This is a genomic window from Corynebacterium glaucum (assembly GCF_030408855.1).
Classification (GTDB): domain Bacteria; phylum Actinomycetota; class Actinomycetes; order Mycobacteriales; family Mycobacteriaceae; genus Corynebacterium; species Corynebacterium glaucum.
Window position 1 is genome coordinate 383467 of record NZ_CP047358.1, and the last position, 21554, is coordinate 405020.

At 62.5% G+C, this 21554-nt stretch carries 17 protein-coding genes and 1 pseudogene; 14 read left to right on the forward strand and 4 right to left on the reverse strand.

Annotated elements, in window-relative coordinates; genetic code table 11:
• Positions 1–13 precede the first annotated feature (13 nt).
• The 12 genes from rpsS (at position 14) to glmS (ending at position 12588) form a co-directional block, all read left to right on the forward strand.
• Positions 14–289, forward strand: a complete 276-nt coding sequence (gene rpsS / locus CGLAUT_RS01905) for a 30S ribosomal protein S19 (protein WP_042408274.1) — start codon at positions 14–16, stop codon at positions 287–289.
• 3 nt (positions 290–292) lie between these two features.
• The gene (rplV, locus tag CGLAUT_RS01910) at positions 293–652 is read left to right on the forward strand and encodes a 50S ribosomal protein L22 (protein WP_095659221.1); all 360 of its coding nucleotides are present in this window, start codon (positions 293–295) and stop codon (positions 650–652) included.
• On the forward strand, positions 652–1401 hold the full coding sequence (gene rpsC / locus CGLAUT_RS01915) for a 30S ribosomal protein S3 (protein WP_095659222.1): 750 nt from the start codon (positions 652–654) through the stop codon (positions 1399–1401). The genes rplV and rpsC overlap by 1 nt, the downstream gene beginning before the upstream one ends.
• 2 nt (positions 1402–1403) lie before the next feature.
• The gene (gene rplP / locus CGLAUT_RS01920) at positions 1404–1820 is read left to right on the forward strand and encodes a 50S ribosomal protein L16 (RefSeq protein ID WP_095659223.1); all 417 of its coding nucleotides are present in this window, start codon (positions 1404–1406) and stop codon (positions 1818–1820) included.
• On the forward strand, positions 1820–2059 hold the full coding sequence (rpmC, locus tag CGLAUT_RS01925) for a 50S ribosomal protein L29 (protein WP_095659224.1): 240 nt from the start codon (positions 1820–1822) through the stop codon (positions 2057–2059). The genes rplP and rpmC overlap by 1 nt, the downstream gene beginning before the upstream one ends.
• A complete protein-coding gene (gene rpsQ / locus CGLAUT_RS01930; protein ID WP_232507150.1) occupies positions 2059–2388 on the forward strand; it encodes a 30S ribosomal protein S17 in 330 nt (109 codons plus the stop codon). Before rpmC ends, rpsQ begins: the two co-directional genes overlap by 1 nt.
• A gap of 122 nt (positions 2389–2510) precedes the next feature.
• Complete coding sequence (nirB, locus tag CGLAUT_RS01935) at positions 2511–5042, forward strand: nitrite reductase large subunit NirB (protein ID WP_290185969.1); 2532 nt, start codon at positions 2511–2513, stop codon at positions 5040–5042.
• Between the two features lie 42 nt (positions 5043–5084).
• Positions 5085–5426: a nitrite reductase small subunit NirD gene (gene nirD, locus CGLAUT_RS01940; protein ID WP_095659225.1), complete on the forward strand. Its 342-nt coding sequence runs from the start codon at positions 5085–5087 to the stop codon at positions 5424–5426.
• A 134-nt stretch (positions 5427–5560) separates the two neighbouring features.
• Positions 5561–7675 (forward strand): PhoX family protein, encoded by a 2115-nt coding sequence (locus tag CGLAUT_RS01945; RefSeq protein ID WP_290185971.1) that lies wholly within the window; start codon positions 5561–5563, stop codon positions 7673–7675.
• Between the two features lie 166 nt (positions 7676–7841).
• Positions 7842–9446 carry an efflux RND transporter periplasmic adaptor subunit gene (locus CGLAUT_RS01950; protein WP_290185973.1) on the forward strand — a complete coding sequence of 535 codons (1605 nt, stop codon included), beginning with the start codon at positions 7842–7844 and terminating at the stop codon, positions 9444–9446.
• Positions 9447–9496: 50 nt separating this feature from the next.
• A complete protein-coding gene (locus CGLAUT_RS01955; protein WP_290185975.1) occupies positions 9497–10705 on the forward strand; it encodes an ABC transporter permease in 1209 nt (402 codons plus the stop codon).
• A gap of 26 nt (positions 10706–10731) precedes the next feature.
• Complete coding sequence (gene glmS / locus CGLAUT_RS01960) at positions 10732–12588, forward strand: glutamine--fructose-6-phosphate transaminase (isomerizing) (RefSeq protein ID WP_290185977.1); 1857 nt, start codon at positions 10732–10734, stop codon at positions 12586–12588.
• Here the strand turns inward: glmS and CGLAUT_RS01965 are convergent.
• Positions 12575–13462, reverse strand: coding sequence for a carbohydrate kinase family protein (locus CGLAUT_RS01965; protein ID WP_290185978.1), 888 nt, complete (start codon positions 13460–13462; stop codon positions 12575–12577). The genes glmS and CGLAUT_RS01965 overlap by 14 nt on opposite strands.
• Before the next feature lie 23 nt (positions 13463–13485).
• Between CGLAUT_RS01965 and CGLAUT_RS01970 the strand changes: the two genes are divergently transcribed.
• Together CGLAUT_RS01970 and CGLAUT_RS01975 are read left to right on the forward strand one after the other, a co-directional pair.
• On the forward strand, positions 13486–14757 hold the full coding sequence (locus CGLAUT_RS01970) for a glycoside hydrolase family 32 protein (protein WP_290185979.1): 1272 nt from the start codon (positions 13486–13488) through the stop codon (positions 14755–14757).
• A gap of 56 nt (positions 14758–14813) precedes the next feature.
• On the forward strand, positions 14814–16832 hold the full coding sequence (locus tag CGLAUT_RS01975) for a sucrose-specific PTS transporter subunit IIBC (RefSeq protein ID WP_290185981.1): 2019 nt from the start codon (positions 14814–14816) through the stop codon (positions 16830–16832).
• 341 nt (positions 16833–17173) lie between these two features.
• On the opposite strand, the pseudogene thiD reads toward CGLAUT_RS01975, so the two are convergent.
• The 3 genes and pseudogenes from thiD to CGLAUT_RS01990 all read right to left on the reverse strand — a co-directional run.
• Positions 17174–18001: pseudogene (thiD, locus tag CGLAUT_RS01980) on the reverse strand (bifunctional hydroxymethylpyrimidine kinase/phosphomethylpyrimidine kinase); the annotation flags it as partial.
• 56 nt (positions 18002–18057) lie between these two features.
• On the reverse strand, positions 18058–19656 hold the full coding sequence (locus CGLAUT_RS01985; RefSeq protein WP_290185982.1) for a GTPase: 1599 nt from the start codon (positions 19654–19656) through the stop codon (positions 18058–18060).
• Positions 19656–21551: a GTPase gene (locus tag CGLAUT_RS01990; protein ID WP_425551720.1), complete on the reverse strand. Its 1896-nt coding sequence runs from the start codon at positions 21549–21551 to the stop codon at positions 19656–19658. The genes CGLAUT_RS01985 and CGLAUT_RS01990 overlap by 1 nt, the downstream gene beginning before the upstream one ends.
• Between the last annotated feature and the right edge of the window lie 3 nt (positions 21552–21554).

The window sequence follows — 21554 nt, forward strand, 5'->3', positions numbered from 1 at the left end:
GAGGTAAGTCAACATGCCACGCAGCCTGAAGAAGGGCCCGTTCGTCGATGAGCACCTCCTCAACAAGGTGGACGCTCAGAACGAGGCCGGCACCAAGCAGGTCATCAAGACCTGGTCTCGCCGTTCGACCATTCTCCCGGACTTCATCGGCCACACCTTCGCCGTTCACGACGGCCGTAAGCACGTGCCGGTGTTCGTCGACGAGTCCATGGTTGGCCACAAGCTCGGTGAGTTCGCCCCGACCAAGACTTTCAAGGGGCACGTCAAGCAAGAGAAGGGACGTCGATAAGCAATGGCTGACACGATCACCACTGCATCCGCGACGGCCAAGTTCGTCCGCACTTCGCCGATGAAGGCCCGCCGTGTGCTGGACCTCGTCCGCGGCAAGTCCGTGTCCGAGGCTCTCGCGATCCTGAAGTACGCGCCGCAGGCCGCCGCAACCCCGGTTGCCAAGGTCGTCGCGTCCGCAGCGGCCAACGCTGAGAACAACTTCGGCCTGGATCCGCGCACGCTGGTCATCTCCGAGTGCTACGCCAACGAGGGCCCGACCATGCGTCGCTACCAGCCGCGCGCACAGGGCCGCGCTTTCCAGATCCGGAAGCGCACCTCCCACATCACTGTTGTTGTCGAGTCCAAGGAAGGGGCGAAGTAATGGGTCAGAAAATCCACCCCCACGGCCTGCGCCTGGGTATTACGGCTGACTGGAAGTCCCACTGGTACGCCGACAAGAACTACGCCGACTACGTCGCCGAGGACATCAAGATCCGGGAGTTCCTCTCCACGGGTCTGGAGCGCGCCGGCATTGCCGACGTTGTCATCGAGCGCACCCGCGACCGCGTCCGCGTGGACATTCACACTGCCCGCCCGGGCATCGTGATTGGCCGCCGCGGCGCCGAGGCTGACCGCATCCGCCGCGAGCTGGAGAAGCTCACCGGCAAGATGGTTGCGCTGAACATCCTCGAGGTCAAGAACGTCGACGCGAACGCGACCCTGGTCGCCCAGTCGATTGCGGAACAGCTTGTCAACCGTGTGGCGTTCCGCCGCGCGATGCGCAAGGCTATCCAGTCCGCGATGCGCAACCCGCAGGTCAAGGGCATCAAGGTTATGTGCTCTGGCCGCCTGGGTGGCGCTGAAATGTCCCGTGTCGAGCGCTACCACGAAGGCCGTGTGCCGCTGCACACCCTCCGCGCGGAGATTGACTACGGCACGGCTGAAGCACACACCACCTTTGGCGTCATCGGCGTCAAGGTGTGGATCTACAAGGGCGATGTTGTTGGCGGCGTCCGCGAGTCTGAGCTCAACGCACCGAGCAACGACCGTCGTGGCCGCGGCGACCGCGATCGCCGCCCGCGCCGCGGTGGCCAGCGCCGCCAGCGTGCAGAGCAGAATCAGGAGGGCTAATCATGCTTATTCCTAAGCGCGTGAAGTACCGCCGCCAGCACCGCCCGGGCCGTTCCGGCGTGTCCAAGGGCGGCAACACCGTCAACTTCGGTGACTACGGCCTGCAGGCTCTCGAGCCGGCCTACATCACCAACCGTCAGATCGAGTCCGCTCGTATTGCGATCAACCGCCACGTCAAGCGTGGTGGCAAGGTCTGGATCAACATCTTCCCGGATCGTCCGCTGACCCAGAAGCCGCTTGGCGTGCGTATGGGTTCCGGTAAGGGCCCGGTGGAGAAGTGGGTGGCCAACGTCAAGCCTGGCCGCATCCTGTTTGAAATGTCCTACCCGAACGAGGAGACCGCTTTGGAGGCACTCCGCCGCGCAGGCGCGAAGCTTCCGTGCAAGACCCGCGTGATCAAGAAGGAGGACCTGTTCTAATGGCTGCCGGTACCCCCGCATCTGAATTCCGCGTGCTCACCGATGACGAGCTGCGCGACCGCCTGACTGAGGCGAAGGAAGAGCTGTTCAACCTGCGCTTCCAGCTCGCCACCGGTCAGCTGACCAACAACCGTCGCATCGGCACGGTCAAGCGCGACATCGCACGTATCTACACCGTGCTGCGCGAGCGCGAGCTCGGCCTGTCTGTCGTGCCCGAGTCCGAAGGAGCTGAGGCATAATGACTGAGGCAAAAGTGAACACTGAGACCGCGACCACCACCGGTAAGGGTCCGAAGAACACTCCGGCCCAGCCGAAGGAGAAGGGTCTGCAGAAGCGCCGCCGAGGTTACGTCGTGTCCGACAAGATGGACAAGACCATCGTCGTCGAGGTCGAGGACCGCAAGTCCCACGCCCTCTACGGCAAGATCGTGCGCACCACCAAGCGCGTGAAGGCACATGACGAGGACAACACCGCAGGTGTTGGCGATCTCGTCCGTATCGAGGAGACTCGCCCGCTGTCCAAGGACAAGCACTTCCGTCTCGTCGAGATCATCGAGAAGGCCCGTTAAGAGCTTCTTGCTTGTCGACGTTGCGTCGACCCCAATACCCGTCCAACCCCTCGCGGCTGGGCGGGTGTTCTTCTTTTTGCATTCAGCCGCGTACCTTGCCGAAACCATTTATTGTCATAAGTATGACGAAAGAAAATCTTCGTAGTGACGTTGTCGTGGTCGGCTTCGGCATGGTCGGCCACCGCTTTGCACAGGAGCTTGCGCAGCGACGCCCTGATACGTCCATCACCATCATCAACCGCGAAACCGAGGACTACGCCTACGACCGCGTGCACTTGTCTAGCTACGTGGGCAACTGGAAGCGCGAGGAACTCTACCTCGAGCCGTTGCCAGCAAACGTAACTGTCGTGCCTGGGCGCGCGGTGTCGATCAAGCCCGAATCTCAAGAGTTGGTGCTGGAAGACGGCACTGTGTACGCGTATGGCGAGCTTGTGATGGCAACCGGATCACGTCCGTTCGTGCCGCGTCTGCCCGGTAACGATCTGCCGCAGGTGCACCTCTACCGCACCCTGGATGACATGGACGGCATTCGCGCCGCCATTGAGAATGTGGAAAACAAGCACGGAGAGGTTACCGCCACGGTTGTCGGCGGCGGTCTGCTCGGACTTGAAGCCGCCGGAGCTACTCAGGCGATGGGCGCAAAGACGCATGTTGTGGAAATGGCTCCGCGTCTCATGCCGCTGCAGGTTGATGATGCGGGTGGTGAGATGCTCTCGCACGCAATCAGACAGATGGGCGTGGAGATTCATGTGGGGGCGGTGACTAGGTCGATCGTGGCGTCGACAAGCAAGGAAGGCTCTGTTGTCCTTGATATGGGCGACGGCGGGGAACTGGAAACTGACCTGGTGATTTTCTCTGCCGGTATCCGGCCGCGAGATTCCCTCGGCCCGGACGCGGGCTTGGAACTGGGTTCGCGCGGCGGGTTCCTCACAGACCGGCAGTGCCGCACCTCCATCGAGCACATTTCCGCAATCGGTGAGTGCGCGGCCGTGGACGGTAAGACCTACGGTCTGGTTGCTCCCGGCTACACGATGGCGGAAATTACCGCCGCGCGGCTGGCGGGGGAGCCGATTGCAGATTTTGAAGACCCGGACATGTCCACCAAGCTGAAGCTGATGGGTGTGGACGTGGCGTCGTTCGGAGACGCCTTCTCTACCATCGAGGGGCGCAAGGAACTGCACATTCAGGATCCGGTGTCTGGTGTGTACAAGAAGCTGATTCTGGATGCGGAGGGTAAGCGTCTCCTAGGCGGCATTCTGGTCGGCGAGGCGTCGAGCTACTCGCTGCTGCGTCCGATGGTTGGCAGTGAGTTGCCGGGAGATCCGGTCAGCTTGATCGCGCCGGAGACGGGCGCGGGTACTACGGCCATCGGGGCTGGCGACTTACCGGATTCGATGCAGATTTGCTCCTGCAACAACGTGACCAAGGGACAGATCCGTGACGCAATTGGTCAGGGCTGCCACTCGGTGGAAACCGTCATGGGGGCAACCCGCGCGGGTACGTCGTGTGGATCGTGCGTGTCACTGTTGAAAGGAATTCTGGACGCGGAAGGCATTGAACAATCCAAGGCCGTATGCGTGCATTTCCCGCAATCGCGTGCAGAGCTGTTCGAAATCGCCCAATCCACAGGCATCACCGAGTTTGATGAGTTCATCGCACGCTTTGGCCAGGGCCGCGGCTGCGAGGTATGCAAGCCGACGTTCTCCAACATCGTTGCGTCAATGCACACAGAGCAGCACGTGCTTGAAGGGCGCCGCGCGGGCCTGCAAGACACCAACGACCGCATGTTGGGCAACATGCAGAAGAACGGCACCTACTCCGTTATTCCGCGCCAGCCAGCCGGCAATGTGACGCCAGAACAACTCATCGAGATGGGCCGCATTGCGGATGATTTCGGTCTTTACCTCAAGGTCACCGGCGCGCAGCGCATCGCGATGTTCGGTGCCCGTACCGAGGACTTGCCGGAAATCTGGCGCAGGCTGATCAGCGTGGGCATGGAATCGGGCCAGGCCTACGGAAAGTCCCTGCGTGCGGTGAAATCCTGCGTGGGCACGGACTGGTGCCGCTACGGGCAACAAGACTCTGTGGCCATGGCGGTCAGACTTGAACTGCGCTACCGCGGTCTGCGTAGCCCGCACAAGCTCAAGATGGGTGTGTCTGGCTGCGCACGCGAGTGCGCGGAATCGCGTGGCAAGGACGTCGGCGTTATTGCGACTGAAACCGGGTGGAACCTCTACGTAGGCGGTAACGCAGGTGCGACGCCGCGCCAAGCGCAGCTGCTGGCCAAGGATCTAGACGATGACACGCTGATCCGCTACATCGACCGTTACCTGTCTTTCTACATCCGCACCGCAGACCGGCTGCAGCGCACCGCCGCTTGGTTGGCGGAGGTTGAAGGAGGGCTGGACCACGTGAGGGATGTTGTGGTGGATGACTCGCTGGGCATTGCTCGCGATCTCGAGGAGTTTATGGAACACCACGTGGCCAATTACTCCGACGAGTGGCAGGACGTGCTAAATGACCCGGAGAAGCTCAAGCGCTTCGTCAGCTTCATTAACGCCCCCAATACCCCGGATCCCACGGTGCAGTTTGAAGAGCACCCGCAAGGTGGCCGAAAGGTGCCGCTGATGATGCCGGTTGTGGGCGCACAGTAGTTACGTGCAGAACTTAAGCACAGGAGTTGAAGGAGAATCCAGATGTCTATTTCCGTGTGCAAGCTTGCAGACCTCACCGAGGGCGTCGGAGCGGCTGCCCTGCTGCCCGATGAGCGCCAGGTGGCAATCTTCCGGGTGGAAACGGAAGACGGCGAGCAGCTGTTTGCAGTTGACAACATTGACCCGTACACCGGCGTCGCAGTGATTTCCCGCGGCATTGTCGGAGAGTCTGAGGGACGGCCCACTATCGCCTCGCCACTTCTGAAACAGAAGTTCTTTCTAGATTCGGGGGAGTCGCTGCAGGGCGATTCCGTTGCGCTTCGCACCTATGCAGTGCGTATCGACGGTTCCGGGGACGACTCCCACGTCATCGTCGAAGCGTAAGCGCTCAATCCGGGAGTGGAAGGTTCAGCAGATGTTCATTTGAATTTCTCCATTTGGTGAGGCGGCGGAAATAACGTCTGAAGCGCTTTGTGCCGCAAGGCGATCTTTGCTACCAACCACCGGGGAGAACTTCCATGTCTATCTTGGGCAAGAACTTGTTCCAGTCCAACCGCTCGAGCCTGACCTGCACCTACAAGTGCGGTAACGCATGTGCAGGCGAGGCACCGAACCACTCCGATAACGCGTACTTCGGCGACATCATGTCCCGTCGTGGCGCGCTCAAGGTGATGGGTGCAGGTGCTGTCACCATCGGTGGTGGCGCAGCGCTAGCCGCATGTGGTTCTGACAGCGACTCTGAGGCGGCCAGCACGGTTGGAGAGACCGCAACCTCGACGAACCAGGTGACTGAGACTAGTGCCTCCGCTGGCGAGTCGAAGAAGATCGAGCCGGTCAAGGGCATGCAGTTCGAGCCGGTTGCTCCGAACAAGAATGACCAGATCACCGTGCCGGAGGGCTACGAGTCCAGCGTCCTGATCGCCTGGGGCGACCCGGTTTACGAGGACGCTCCGGAGTTCGACCCGAACAACCAAACCGCTGCTGCGGCTGCACGCCAGTTCGGCTTCAACAACGACTTTGCTGGCCTGTTCGACCACCCGGACGATGAGGGGCGCAAAGTCTACGTCTGCTCCCACGAGTACTCCACCGAACCGCAAATGCTCCCGAACTACAACGCTGATGACCCGACCGAGGAAGAGGTCAACATCGGCATTGTGTCCCACGGCCACACCATCCTCGAGGTGTCCCAGAACCCGGAGACTGGTGAGCTCACCCGCGAGTTCGGTCCGCTGAACCGCCGCATCACCGGTGAGACCCCGATGGTGCTGACCGGTGTCGCGGCCGGCCACGAACTGCTCCAGACCTCTGCAGACCCGACCGGTACCAAGGTCAACGGCACCTTCAACAACTGCTCCGGCGGTGTGACCCCGTGGGGAACCTTCCTCTCCGGCGAAGAGAACATTGACATGTACTGGGCTAACGGCGAGGCTGTCACCGACGAGCGCGCTGCAGCGGACCTGAAGCGCATGGGCGTTGTAGAAGGCGAGTCCGAGCGTAAGTGGGAGCGCTACCACGACCGCTTCGACCTGGCCAAGGAGCCGAACGAGATCAACCGCTTCGGCTACCTCGTCGAGATTGACCCGTTCGATCCGAACTCGACCCCGATCAAGCACACCTCCACCGGTCGTTTCAAGCATGAGGCCGGCAACATTGCCATTGACAAGGATGGCACCGTCGTTTGCTACTCCGGCGATGACCAGCGCTTCGAGTACATGTACAAGTTCGTCTCCTCCGAGAAGGTGGTTGAGGGCGACAAGGCCCACAACATGACCATCCTGGACTACGGCACCCTGTACGTCGCACAGTTTGAGGGCAACTCGCCGAAGGATGAGATCACCGGCGACGGCGACCTGCCGAAGGACGAGGCATTCGACGGCAAGGGCAAGTGGATCCCGCTCTACACCGTTACTAAGGACGGCTCCGAGTCCCACGTCGACGGCTTCACTGCCGAGGAAGCAGCTATCTTCACCCGCCAGGCTGCGGACGAAGTTGGCGCAACCAAGATGGACCGCCCGGAGGACTTCGAAGTTAACCCGGTTAACGGCAAGGTCTACGCAGCGCTGACCAACAACAAATACCGTGGCGCAACCGGCGAGAACGAGAAGAAGTCCAAGGAAGATGTCATGGAGTACGCGCCGATCCGCGAGAACAAAGACGGCTACGTCATCGAGATCGAAGAGGAGTCCTACGCAGGCACCGATTTCACCTGGGACCTCCTGCTGGTCTGTGGTGACCCGGAGGCCGCCTCGACCTACTTCGCTGGCTTCCCGAAGGATCAGGTTTCGCCGATCACCTGCCCGGACAACCTTGCGTTCGACGAGCACGGCAACCTGTGGATTTCCACCGACAGCCTCTATGCTCTGGACATCAACGACGGTCTCTACGCTGTCGGCCTTGAGGGCGAGAACCGCGGCCAGACCCTGTGCTTCCTCACCGTCGCAAACGGTGCTGAGACCTGTGGCCCGATCATCAAGGACAACCTGGTGATGGTCAACGTCCAGCACCCAGGTGAGATGGACGACGCAACCTTCGAGGAGCCGGGCTCCCACTGGCCTGACGGTGGCGACTCTCTCCCGCGTCCTGCTGTTGTGCAGGTGTTCCGCACCGACGGCGGCAAGATCGGTGTCGCGTAACCCTGCCATCCTGAGTCGCGCTGAACACGCGGCTCACCGCGTAAGTTGAGCTAACCCGCATCCACCTAAAACCGGTGGTTGCGGGTTTTCTCATGGGATTCCCCTAAGGCAGAAATCAGGGTGAAACCCTAGGTAGTTAGCGCTCTGAAACTGTTAGGCTAAACCTGTGAATTCCCGTAATCGACGCCGTGCGCGCAGCCGCTGGCGTGCATTTCAATCCGCTGTTATCACCGTCGCTGCGGCGGGTCTACTCGCTGGCTGTTCTCAAGGCGCGGGTGCGGTTCCAGAGGCTGATGTGGTGGAGCTCCAGCCGAAGGATCTCGCGTCTCGGGTAGCGGTGAGCGCGAGCGTCGACTCCAAGGAAGTCGTCGCCCTCACGACCACGCTGACCGGAGCCGTGACCGAAATCGACGTGCATGTCGGTCAACCGGTGCAAGAGGGCCAGGTTGTTGCACGGCTCGACACCTCCCAGCTGCAGCGGGATCTGGAGGCGCAGCGTGCGGATCGGCTCACCTCAGATGCGTCCGCGCAGAACGAGATCGAGCGGGCCCAGCAGCAGCTGCAGCAACAGCAAGATGCGCTCAACAGTGGCCTCAACGGGAACATCGTGCAGGCACAGTCCGCACAACGTGAGGCGCAGGCTCAGTACGACGAGGCGCAGGCTGTGTTCGACCAACGCGTAGCTGAGGTCCAGGGTGGTCACGACCCGGCACTTCTCGAGCAGGGGCAAGCCGTGGAAGCGGCCCGTCGTAACCTAGACGCTGTTGCAATGGAGTCTGTGCGCGCCAACCTTGCCACCCACCTCGCAGCCCTGGCTGAGCAGCCGGATCAAATCAGCCCGGTGCTCGGAATCCTTGAATCCGACGACAAATACGTAAGCGCGGAACGTGACCTGGAGACCGCCCAGCAGGGATTTGAACACGCGCTTTTCGCGGTCGATGCAGATCTAGCGGCGAAACAGCGCGCCGTCGCTCAAGCTTTTAATGCCAGGTCAGAGGCCGACCTTGGGGTAGAGGTAGCGCGTTTTGCCGCCCAGCAGCAGCTGGACACCAGCGCCTCCGGAGTCGACCAAGCACGCCGTGTCCGCGATGCTTCGCAGCAGGCGGCAGCTATCGCAGAGAGCAAGCTCAACATCGACATCCAGTCGGGGGAGGTGCGAGCGCCGGTGAACGGGGTGGTCACAGAAGTCATCGCCGAGCGGGGCAAGGCAGCCTCAGGCCACCTGCTCACTGTCGCCGACCCGAAGAAGCTCGTGCTCAACGCCAATGTCAACGAGGTCGACTCCGGCCGGGTGTCGGCAGGCGACGAGGTCACGTTCACCACCCCAAGCACGGGAACGAAGCAGTTCCGCGGACGGGTCACCGAGGTTTCGCCGGTAGCAGCGAAAGCCTCGTCCGCCACTGAAGGACCGAACACAGCGCCGGCGCGCCCGGAGTTCCCAGTTTCCATCGAGGTCGTCGGCGATACCGAGGGTCTGCGTATCGGTGGATCCGCGAAGGTGCAGATCACCACTGGCACGTCAAAAGACACTCTCACGGTGCCTCGCGAAGCGGTGATTGACGATAACGGCAAGTACTCCATCCTCACCCTCCGCGAAGTTGAGGGGGGAAAGCAGGAGTTTGAAATCCAGGAGTCCGAGGTGCAACTCGGCATCGTCACCGATCTGGAAGCTGAAGTCCTCGGCGTCTCCGAGGGAACGCGCGTGCTGCGGTCCCCGGGTGAGTATCGCGATCGTGTGGGGGAGCGAGTCGCGTTGGACGCTCCGCGATGAACCCGCGCGAAGCTGTCAGACTCGCGGCGACCAGCCTGCGGGCGAACAGAATGCGTTCGGTCCTCACACTGCTCGGCGTGATCATCGGTATTGCCGCAGTGATTGCCATCATGTCGCTGGGCAAGTCCATGCAGGTCATGCTCGAGCAAGATCTCGAGAGCTTCGGGCTTAACGACGTCAACGTTCAGGTCCAGGCCCGTGAAACTGTCGACGGCGCGGAGAACATGTACTCGTTTGAGGACGTGCCAGATTCAGCACTGATCACCCCGGAGATGATCGATGAGCTGGCTGCGCTGGTGAGCGATCGCGCGCAAGGTGTGGCGGTGCAGGGCGGGAGCGCGAACGGACGCATCACCCGTGGGCTAACCGAAGGCCGGGCCCGCATCGACTTCGTCAACGCGGACTTTCTGGAACTGCAGCGGCTGCACATGACGGGCGGTCGTTTGCTCAGTGCGGACGACGTCTCAAGTGAGCGGAGCGTGGCAGTGGCTTCCCCGCAGCTCGTCGACAAGTACTTCAACGGCGATCCTGCAGCAGCGATCGGTGCCGACATTGATGTGGAAGTGGAGGGCCGCTACGTCCCGCTGCAGATTGTGGGCACGTACGGCAAGGACCCTGATGCGTCGATGTTCGTTCAAGAGCAAGACGACGCGCAGGTCTATGTGCCGCACACCATGCAACCGCGGATGAGCGCGACCCCCTTGCAGGGGTTCCGGGATATTCAAGTGCGCGCGGCACCGCCGACCACCACTGACCAACTCGCAGCGGACGTCGAAGCGTGGGCGCAGCGTGCTTACGCCGATGATCCGGATTACACCGCGAAGGTGCTGAACACGAAGGCGGAGATTGACCAGGTCAACCAGCAAATGGCCACGACGAGCCTGATCGTGTCCGCAATCGGAGGCATCTCGCTGCTGGTCGGTGGCATCGGCGTCATGAACATCATGCTGGTATCCGTTACTGAACGCACCAAGGAAATTGGCATCCGGAAAGCTCTTGGCGCGACACGGCGTGCGATCCGCGCGCAGTTTGTCACTGAGGCCATGATGATCTGCCTCGTCGGCGGAATTATGGGCGTCGTGCTTGGAGGTGCGATCGGGCTCGCGAGTACAAATGCAATGGGCAAGATGGTGCTGCCGCCGGTGGACTCCATTGTGATTGCGCTGCTGTTTTCACTGGCGATCGGTCTATTCTTCGGCATCTACCCCGCGAACCGCGCCGCCCGCCTGCATCCGATCGAAGCGCTGCGTCACGAATAGCGGCGAACGGCAGTACAATTCCGCCCATGTGTGGAATCGTTGGATACGTCGGCAATGAGCGCGACGCCAAGAATGTGATCATCGAGGGCCTGCGCAGGCTGGAGTACCGCGGATACGACTCCGCTGGTGTGGCTGTGGCGCAGGACGGCGCGATTGAATACCGCAAGAAAGCGGGCAAAGTTGCAGATCTCGAGGCGGCGATTGAGGCCGCTCCACTCGACAAATCCGCACTCGGCATTGGACACACGCGCTGGGCAACGCACGGTGGCCCAAGCGACGTAAACGCCCACCCACATGTCGTTGGCGGCGACAAGCTCGCGGTGGTGCACAACGGCATCATCGAAAACTTTTCGACGCTGCGCGCAGAGCTTGAGGCGAAGGGGTACAACTTCGTTTCCGAGACCGACACCGAGGTTGCCGGTACCTTGCTGCTGGAGGTGTACAACACCGAAGCTGACGGCGACTTGACCCGCGCGATGCAACTGACCGCGCAGCGCCTGGAAGGTGCTTTCACCCTGCTGGCCATCCACGCCGATCACCCAGACAGGATTGTGGCGGCGCGGTGGAACTCCCCGTTGGTCATCGGAGCAGGTGAAGGGGAGAACTTCCTCAGCTCTGACGTGTCCGGCTTCATCGAATTCACGCGCGACGCGGTAGAGCTGGACAACGGTCAAATTGTTACCCTCACTGCCGACGGGTACGAGGTGACCACGTTCGACGGGGAAGCCGCCGAAGGCAAGCCGTTCCGTGTGGAGTGGGATGTGACCGCGGCGGAAAAGGGCGGTTTCAACTCCTTCATGGAAAAGGAAATCTTCGACCAGCCATCTGCTGTGCGCGACACCCTCTACGGACGTTTCAACGAAGAAGGTGCGCTGACGCTCGATGAGCTTCGGATTAATGAGGCGCTTCTGCGCAGCGTGAACAAGATCATCATCGTCGCCTGCGGTACCGCCGCATATGCGGGACAGGTGGCGCGTTACGCCATCGAGCACTGGTGCCGCATTCCGACGGAGGTCGAGCTGGCCCACGAGTTCCGCTACCGCGACCCGATTGTGGACCAGCAGACCCTCGTTGTGGCAGTGAGCCAGTCCGGCGAGACGATGGACACGCTCATGGCAGTGCGTCACGCGCGCGAACAGGGTGCGAAGGTGATCGCGATCTGCAATACCGTCGGCGCTTCGATCCCGCGCGAGGCGGATGCGGTGCTGTACACCTACGCCGGCCCGGAAATTGCAGTGGCGTCGACGAAGGCGTTCATTTCCCAGATTGTCGCCGCGTACTTGCTCGCGCTGTATCTGGCGCAGGTGCGGGGCAACAAGTTCGCGGATGAGATCCGCGGCATCATTGCGGAGCTGCAGGAAATGCCCGACAAGCTGCAAACATTGCTGGATAACGCGGATGAAATCAAGCAGCTGGGGCAGGACCTAGCGAATTCGAAATCGGTGCTGTTCCTCGGCCGCCACGTTGGCTTCCCCGTCGCTCTCGAAGGCGCCCTCAAGCTGAAAGAGGTAGCGTACCTACACTCCGAGGGCTTCGCGGCGGGCGAACTCAAGCACGGTCCGATCGCACTAGTGGAGGAGGGCCAACCGGTGTTTGTGATCGTGCCGTCCAAGGGCTCGCGTCACAACCTGCACGCCAAAGTCGTTTCCAACATCCAAGAGGTTCGCGCTCGCGGGGCAGTGACCATTGTCATTGCGGAGGAGGGCGATGAAGACGTCGTGGAGTTTGCCAACCACGTCATCCGGATTCCGGAGTCGGCTGGGCTCATGCAGCCGATCTTGTCGACGGTCCCGCTGCAGCTGTTTGCCTGCTCGGTGGCCGAGGCCCGCGGTTTGAACGTGGACCAACCCCGTAACCTGGCGAAGTCCGTCACTGTGGAGTAGTGGCTGCAGCCAGCACTTCTTGGTGGGTCGGGGTATCGGCACCGGTACGTGAAACTGTGATCGCGGCAGCGGTGGCGGCAAACCGCAGGATCTCGTCCCATTCGGATTCATCGAGCGCCAGAAGCGCGTCCCGATCGAGTTCGCGGATGTCGAACTGGTGGACAAGGGCCGCCATGATGGTGTCGCCGGCACCGATGGTATCGGCGACGGTGACGCGCGGCGCCTCGACACGGAGCGTGCCAAATGGGGCGCGGACTTGGAGGCCGTTGGATCCGAGAGTGGTCACCACAATTGGCACGTGTGAGGTGTCTCCGAGAAAGCCCACTTCTTCGTCCGACAGCTTCAGCACGGTCACGGATTCCAGCATGCCGCGCAGGAATAGGCGGTGCTTCTGCGATGCGAACGCCGGGCGAATATTCGGGTCCAAACCCACAACAGCGCCCAAACGGGCGGAAGCTTCGGCGGCTTCCGCGTATCGCTGCGCCCCCGGCTCTAACGCGAGCGACAGCGTGCCAAAGACTGCGAAACCTTCAGCTACCGGCGTGGGCTGTGCCAGCCGATCGGCTGTTCCGTCGACATAGAAGGTGTATTCGGCGGAGCCGTCTTCACGCAGTGCCGCGACGGCCAGGGTGGTCGGTTCGACTCCGGTTTGGCATTTGGAAACGTCCACGTGGGCGTCGATAAGCGATTGCTCGAGCAACCTTCCGAATGCGTCGCTGGAGAGCCGGGACTGGAACGCGACCTCCGAGCCGAGTCGCCCCAGCGCTCGTGCGACATTGAACGGCCCGCCGCCGAGTGCTGGCTGCAGCTTCGCCAGGGGCTCGGTGTTCTCCGGCACGAGATCGACCAGCGCTTCGCCATACACAGTAATCACACCTTCACCGTAAACTATGGCGCATGTCTTATAGGCCGAAGTTCCACCTTTCTGCGCCGCAGGGTCGTTTGAACGATCCGAACGGCATGACACTGATCGGCGATGAGCTGCATGTGTTTTATCAGCATGACCCTGTGTTTCCGCACGCACCCAAGCGGACGGGATGGGGGCACGCGGTGACGACACTGGGGGATGGCACTTGGCGCCACTTCCCCGACGCGCTCTACCCGGGCATGCCGTACGACGAAAACGGCTGCTATTCCGGGTCGGCGGTGGTGCACGATGGCCGCATGCGCCTGTTCTACACGGGCAACGTCAAGCGTGACGGGGTGCGCTTCACCAGCCAGAACATCGTGGACGTGGAAGACCTGCAGGGGCCGATGGGCGGGGTTTACCGTCGCCGGCCCAACAACCCGTTGATCGACGGCTCTCCGGAGGGCTACACCGCGCATTTTCGCGATCCGCACGTGTCCTTCGACCCCGATACCGGTACCTGGCGGATGGTGATCGGCGCCCAGCGGGAGCAGGAGACTGGCGCGGCGGTGCTTTACACTTCGCCCGACCTCGACAACTGGGAGCTCGCCGGCGAGATCGAGATGATCGGGCTCAATTACAACGTGGCTTCGGCGTACATGTGGGAGTGCCCCAACTTGCTTCGCATGCGGGATCTCACCCGCGGCGAAGACTTCGACGTGCTCGTGTTCTGCCCGCAGTTTCCCGATTCGGATCAGTGCGGCTACATCGTCGGGCGCCTGCAGGGCCTGCGTTTTGAAGTGCTCACGGATTTCACCCCGCTCGACTACGGCCATGAGTTCTACGCGCCGCAACTCGTGCCGTTTGGCCAGGGTGCACTCATGCTCGGCTGGATGGGTCTGCCGGGGCGCGACGAGACCCCCTCGCTGGAGTCGGAAGGCTGGGTTCACCAGCTCACTCTTCCGCGGGAGCTTTCGCTTATCGACGGCTCACTGCACACCTCCCTCACGCTTCCCCAGAATCCAACCGGGATGGTTGTGGCGCGCCATGAGCTTGGCGCGGAGCCATGGTCAGCGGACTTGATTGACACTGGCGGGAACGTCGGGGCGAGGCTGCAATGGCAGCCTTCAGCTCATGGGTCGCACACCCTGTCGCTTGCCGTCAACGGGTTGATGCGGTGGGCACACTGCGACGCAGGTGAGTTGGTGTTCACTGCGGACGGGGCCGCGGTGGAACTGACTGCAGGGGGTGGGGAAGTGGCGTTCTCCTCGGCAGTGTTCCCACAAAACGGGCATGAATGGAAAGAGCTGCGAGTGAACTAGCCAACAAACGGGCATAAACTGCGAAAAATTGTGCCTGCAAATGTTTGACTGGTTCCATGGAACACCGTGATGTAGCGAAGCGAGTCATCACCGCCGTGGGGGGTGAGGAAAACATCGTGGGCGCGGCGCACTGTGCGACGCGACTGCGCATGGTGCTCAAAGATTCGGGCATCGTTGATACCGCCGCGCTGGACAACGATCCGGATCTCAAGGGCACCTTTGAAACCGGCGGAATGTACCAGATCATCGTCGGACCGGGTGACGTTGACTTGGTCTTCGATGAAATGGACAAGATGACCGCGAAGAACATCGCGGTATCCACCGAGGAACTCAAAGGTGTCGCGACGAACCAGGGCAACTGGTTCACCCGCGCAATCAAGGTCCTCGCCGACATCTTCGTGCCGCTGATCCCGATCCTTGTCGGCGTCGGCCTACTTATGGCGCTGAACAACGTGCTCACTGCAGAAGGGTTGTTCGGCGAGAACTCGCTCGTGCAGATGTTCCCGCAAATCCAGGGGCTCTCCGAGATCATCAACGTGCTCGCATCTGCGCCGTTCGCGTTCCTGCCTGTGCTCGTCGGTTACTCGGCGACAAAGCGTTTCGGTGGCAACGAGTATCTCGGCGCCGGCATCGGCATGGCGATGGTGCATCCCGCACTGGTGAACGGCTACGACGTCGGTGTCGCCGCCGCGAATGGGGAGCTGCCGTACTGGGACCTGTTCGGGCTTCCCGTTGCGCAAGCTGGATACCAGGGAGCTGTGCTCCCGGTGCTCGCGGTTGCGTGGATCCTGGCCACTATTGAGAAGTGGTTCCACCGCCGCCTCAAAGGCACCGTCGACTTCCTGGTCACACCACTGGCAACGCTGCTCATCACCGGTTTCATCACGTTCATTGCCGTTGGCCCCGCAATGCGCTGGCTCAGTGACCTCCTCATTACCGGGCTGTCCACCCTCTACGAGACTGGTGGTCCAATCGGCGGATTCATCTTCGGCCTGGTGTACTCGCCGATCGTGATCACCGGCCTGCACCAATCCTTCCCGCCAATCGAGCTGGAGCTGTTCAACCAAGGCGGATCCTTCATCTTCGCTACCGCCTCGATGGCCAACATTGCTCAAGGCGCGGTCGCGCTCGCTGTTGCCGCGTTGACCAAGAACGAAAAGCTCAAGGGCTTGGCAACCTCAGCTGGTACTCCGGCACTCTTCGGCATCACTGAACCTGCAATCTTCGGTGTCAACCTTCGCCTCCGGTGGCCGTTCTTCATCGGGATGGGTGCCGCGGGCATCGGCGGCATGCTGATCGCGCTGTTCGACGTTAAAGCCGTGGCCTTGGGTGCCGCTGGTTTCATCGGCGTGGTATCGATTCGCAGCACCGACGTTCCAACCTTCTTGGTTCTGTGCGTGGTGACCTTCGTGATCGCCTTCGCCGCCGCATACGCCTACGGTCGATACCTCATCGCCCGCCAGGGCACGATCGATCCGGATTCGCCCGATGACGTTCGCGCCGATGAGGCAGCTGCGGCGACGCTGCACGAAGCTTCTGAGAACGCACTGCGTGTGGCCTCGCCGCTCACGGGTAAAGCAATGTCGCTTTCGGACGTGTCGGACCCGATGTTCGCACAGTCCAAGTTGGGGGAGGGCGTGGCCATCCATCCGTCGATAGGCGAACTTCGCTCTCCGATTGACGGCAAGGTTGCGGTGACCTTCCCCTCCGGCCATGCGTACGCAATCCGAGGCAAAGGTTCCGACGGAAAGAATGTGGACGTGCTGATGCATATTGGCTTCGACACCGTGAACCTCAAGGGGAAGCATTTCACTGCGCATGTGGACAAGGGCGACGAGGTGGAAGCCGGTACTTTGCTGGCGACGTTTGATATCGGAGCGATCGAGGCTGCTGGGTACGAGGTGACCACTCCGGTTGTTGTCTCGAACACGAAGAAAGTCGGCCAGATCGCACCGTCGCTGCTTCTGCCTGCTGAGATCACCACGGGCGAAGAACTCTTCAGCGTTGAACCGAAGACGGAGGAACCGGTCGCGACGGGCGAACCGGCCGCAGGTTCGACCGTCGTCGAGCCCTAATCTTGGGCAATTAAGCCTGGACAGTAAGAAATCCCGCAGCGACGTGCTGCGGGATTTCGTGTTTGGCCGCTTCAAAGGCTCACCGGCTTTCGCCGGTGTTGCCTCAGCGGAGCCAGCGCTGTGCGACGGAGAACGCGTACGCGATCGAGTTGATGAAGCTAGCGAGGCTGGAGCCGTAGATCATGGGAATCACCTTTCAGATTGGGGAATGGATCGAACTGTCAGTTGCCGGTGTCGGCCTCCGCAGTCACACGTGGAATGCGGAAGCTGGCGTCAAGGTTCCCCAAGAAAAGACAAAACTTTTCCGTTGCCCGCTGATGTTTGGCGATCTAGTTGCTTGGTGCCTCACCGGCGAGGCGGTAGAGGCGGTGGAAATGGTGCACCGGCCCGTTGCCCTTGCCTACGTTGAGCTCATCGGCCGCGGAGATTGCTTCGTGGAGCCAGTCGGAGGTCCAGGTGAGGGCGTCGGCGGGGTCGTCGTCAAGCACGATGCGTGTGGCGAACGCCGAGGAAAGCGAGCACCCTGTGCCGTGGGTGTTCTTGGTGTCCACGCGCGGCACAGTCGCTGTGTGCGTGGTGCCGTCGGGCTGCACGAGTGCATTCGAGGCATCGCCCTGCTCGAGGTGGCCGCCCTTGACCAGCACGGCGACGTTGGCATCGGCAGCGTACGCGCGGCCCTGCTCCAGCGCCTCGTCGAAGGTGGTCGCGGGGGAGGAGCCGGTAAGCACGGCAAGCTCGGGGATGTTGGGCGTAACGACGCTCGCGTGGTCCCGCACAAACTGGCGCAGGGCTTCTTCCGCGTCTTCGGTGAGGAGCCGATCGCCGGAGGTTGCGACCATCACCGGGTCCACCACGATGACCGGTACTGAATTGGCGCTCAGGAACTCCGAGACAGTGCGGGTGGTTTCGGCGTCGCCGAGCATGCCGATCTTCACGGCATCGACATCGACATCATCGAACACTGCCGCGAGCTGGGCGCGGAGAAATTCCTGCGGCGGGGTGTGGATCTCGCGAACACCCTGCGTGTTTTGCGCCACCAACGAGGTGACCACGCACATGCCGTAGCCGCCCGCCGCGGCAATGGACTTCAGGTCGGCCTGAATGCCGGCGCCGCCGGTCGGGTCGGTGCCGGCGATGGACAAGATGTTGGGAACGCGCGAGTTAGTCATCACGGTGCCACGCTACCGGAATGCGGGTTGGCGCTGTCGTTTTCTCGGGTTCCCAGCTACCCAGCTGCGGCGGCGATGCGCTGCGCGAACCGGTTGTAATCGTCCCGGATCGCGTCAAGTGGCTCAACCACGGTCGTTTGCGTCGCCGCCGCAACTTCTTTTTGCACGGCTTGCCGAGTGCGCCGTTTCACCCCGGAGCCGATGACCCCGCCGAATACGGCGGTGATCAGGCCAATCACGATGCCGCCTAAGAGGCCGGCGAGTATCAGCAGCGTCGGAATCGGCCAGCCTTCCACCTGCGGCACCAAATCGGTGCCCAGCAGTGGAGTGAGAACCCCCGGCACGAACGCCACCAGCAGGTACCACAGCACACCAATCAGCGCGGCCACCAGGGCCAGCCACTGCACCACGGTGAGCAGGGTCCAGCCTTTCGACGGCTCGGCCGGCAGCTGCGTGCGCGCCACCGCGCGGTCAAGCTCGGCAGGCACCCGGGTTGAAATCTCCTCCGCCTGATCGGCGATCGCCGACGACCACGCGTGCGGCAACCCATCAGCAGCTACCGTCGCGTACTCGCGGACACCCCGGTTCGCCACGGCCTTCGACGCTGCGTCCAGTTCAGGCAGCGACGTGCGGTGCACGCCGACCTCGTCCGCCTCCTCGCGCAGCCCCAGCCGCTTCAGAGGGTCAGGACGAAAACGCGTAATCCAACTCGTGGCCAGCCAGCCGGTGCGCTCGTGCAGGCGTTTGCGGTACGCAGCAGCCGTCGAATCAGCGATTCGCTCCGCTCCCGCAGCCTGGGACAAGGTTTGATCCATCGTGCGCTTCGCTTGCTTATCGACGGCCCCGACCACGCCCAACCGAGCAAAGTCACCCGTCACAGCCTGGATATCCGCCTCAATACGCGCACTTTGCGCATTGTGCGCCTTGGCCACTTTCGCGATTGCCTTGACCAAGTTGTCGATGCCCGCCCCGGAGCGAGTTGAGGTGGGGATGACTTGGACGTTGCGCAGGCCGTCGTCGATAAGCAAGTGCTCGAAGTTTCCTGAAACCTTGGGCACGTCGTTGACGTGGAGCAAGTCGGCCTTGTTGAGCACGGCGAGCGTGACGGCGGAGTGGTTGGCGTGGGGGCGGATGAACTGGTCGTGGATGACGGAGTCGGCGTACTTCTCCGGATCGGAGACCCAAACCAGGACATCGACCTGGCCGGCGAGGCGGGTGGCGATCTCGCGGTTGGACAGCTCGACGGAATCGAAATCCGGCAGGTCAAGCAGGATCAGCGGGCCAGCGCCGGGGGCGAACTCGCCCTCGCGGGTGCGGCGGTCCTCGACGCCGAGCCAGTCCAGAAGCTCCTCGGAGCCTTCCGGCTGCCAGATCGCGGCCAGGGGAGAAGAAGTGGTTGGGCGGCGTGCGGCGGCTTTGCCCAGGTCCTCGCCGACGACGGCGTTGAACAGCGAGGTTTTGCCTGAACCGGTGGCACCGAAGAAACCGACGACGGTGTGCTCGGCGGAGAGGGCGCGACGCTCCGCGCCGGCGCGGGCGACCTTCTCAATGCGCTCAAGCTGGGTCTGCGGAAGGTAGGGGCGCGCGATGTCTGCGGCATCGTCGAGCGCGGTGAGGCGCTCGCCGAGGGCGGGTTTGCGTTTGAACAGCGCCATTAATTGTCTCCCGTCTGGCCGGATCGCTGGCCGAAGGTGCCGCGGAGCTGGTCGAACAGGCCACGCAGAGTGCCGTGGTCGAAGCTGTCTTGGACGTCATCGTCGAGCGCGGGGGCGCTGTCCGCCGGTGCCAGCGGGGCGGGCGGCGTGATGGTGCCGGGGAAGCGGGTGTCTACGGCGACGCGGGCGTCGTGTGCGGCTTCACGGATTGAGGCGGCCGAGGCGCCCTCGAGCAGGGGGTCGGTGAACTGGTAGTAGCGCTCGCGCTCTTGGCGGAGCAGACCGTCGAGGCGCTGGTTGAGGTCCCCGCGGGCATCCACGGCCATCTGGCGCACAGTTTCTTCACCGAAGACCGTTTCCAGCAACTTCTGGCCGAGCACCGCAGAGCCGCCGGCGATGGCGACCTCGCCACCGGTAATACCGGCGGTGGTGGAGAAGACCATGAGCATCAGCGCGACGGTGGCGACGTTGAGGCCAAGCGACATCACGCGGGCACGTTGGCGCTTCTCGCCGGCGGTGTTCTGGATGCGGTCGAGGATCGCGCCCTGCCACTCGCGGATGAGCTCCGCGGCCTTTGCATCGATATCGCGGCTCGCGCGGGCCAGTGCGGGGTCGGCATGTTCGCGCAGCTCCGGCGCGACCGAGCCAACATGGGACCACGCACGAGAGGCGGCGGTATCGGCGGCGTCCACAATCACGGCGTGCAGGCCGGATTCCAGCTCCGTCTCTACCTCGCGCAAAGGCGCAGGCTCACCGGTGAAGAAACTGCCTACCCGGTCTACAGTCTGTGAGAACCAGCGTTCAAACCCGCGGATCACATCAGAGGTGCCCACGACATCCTGCCAGCGGTCGAGCACCTCGGTGCGCAGCATCTTGCCGTCGGAGGTGGCATCGATGATGTGCCGGTGAGCAGTCTTGTACATTTCGAAGATCGACTCATCGAGCTGGTGAGCGAAGTTCTCTTGGCGCTCGCGTCGGGATGCGAGCTGCTCGACGCGGGTGAGCGCCCCGTCGAGTGCGCCGGCGACGGTCTTGCCGGCCACCGCGCGCCGGGCTGCGGTATCTTCCGCCAGGTTGCCCAGGTAGGCGCGCAGAGGGGCGACGAGTTCGGTGCCCAAGAATCCGTCGTCAGTAGCTTGAAGTTCCTGGCCGAGGCCGGGGACAAGGGGGACGGTGAAGACGGTGGCCCGACCGAGCCCTGCCTCATCCATCATGCGGCGCAGGTCGGATGGGACGGTTTGGGCCGCGACGTCGTCGACGCGGTTCAGTACCACCACGACCTCAATGCCGCGGCCAGCCGCGTCATGGAGGAAGTTCCAGACCATCTGGTCGGCGTAACGTGCGGGTGTGGTGACGAAGATCCACAGGTCGGCGGCCGCGAGGAGCTGGGAAGCGAGTGCGCGGTTGCGGTCGTCGATTGAATCGAAGTCCGGGGCGTCGAGCAGCGAGAGGCCGGCGGGGATGTTTTGTGTTTCGACGATGCGCAGCGTGGTCGATTGCTCATCGCCGGCGCCGTGGGACCGGGCGAGCCCGGGGAGCACCTCCGGCGAGTTGAACCAGTCCGCGTCCTGCGGATTGGCCACCAGCACCGGCTGGCGGGTGGTGGGGCGGATGACGCCGGGGTTGGAGACGCGCTCGCGCAACAGAGCGTTGACCAGCGTCGACTTACCGGAGCCGGTGGAACCGCCGATCACCGCGAGCAGCGGCGCATCGAGGTTGGCCAGGCGGGGGAGGATGTAGTCATCGAATTGGTTGACTAGGGCCTTCCCGTCCGCCTGGGTCTCGTCGGGTAGGGAGGTGGCGGCGAGGGTGTCGCGCAAACGGCGGACGGAAACTGTGGGGTCCGTCAGATCCTGGTGTGCCGCATCGGGCGTTGGTGTGCTCACCCGACCCATTCT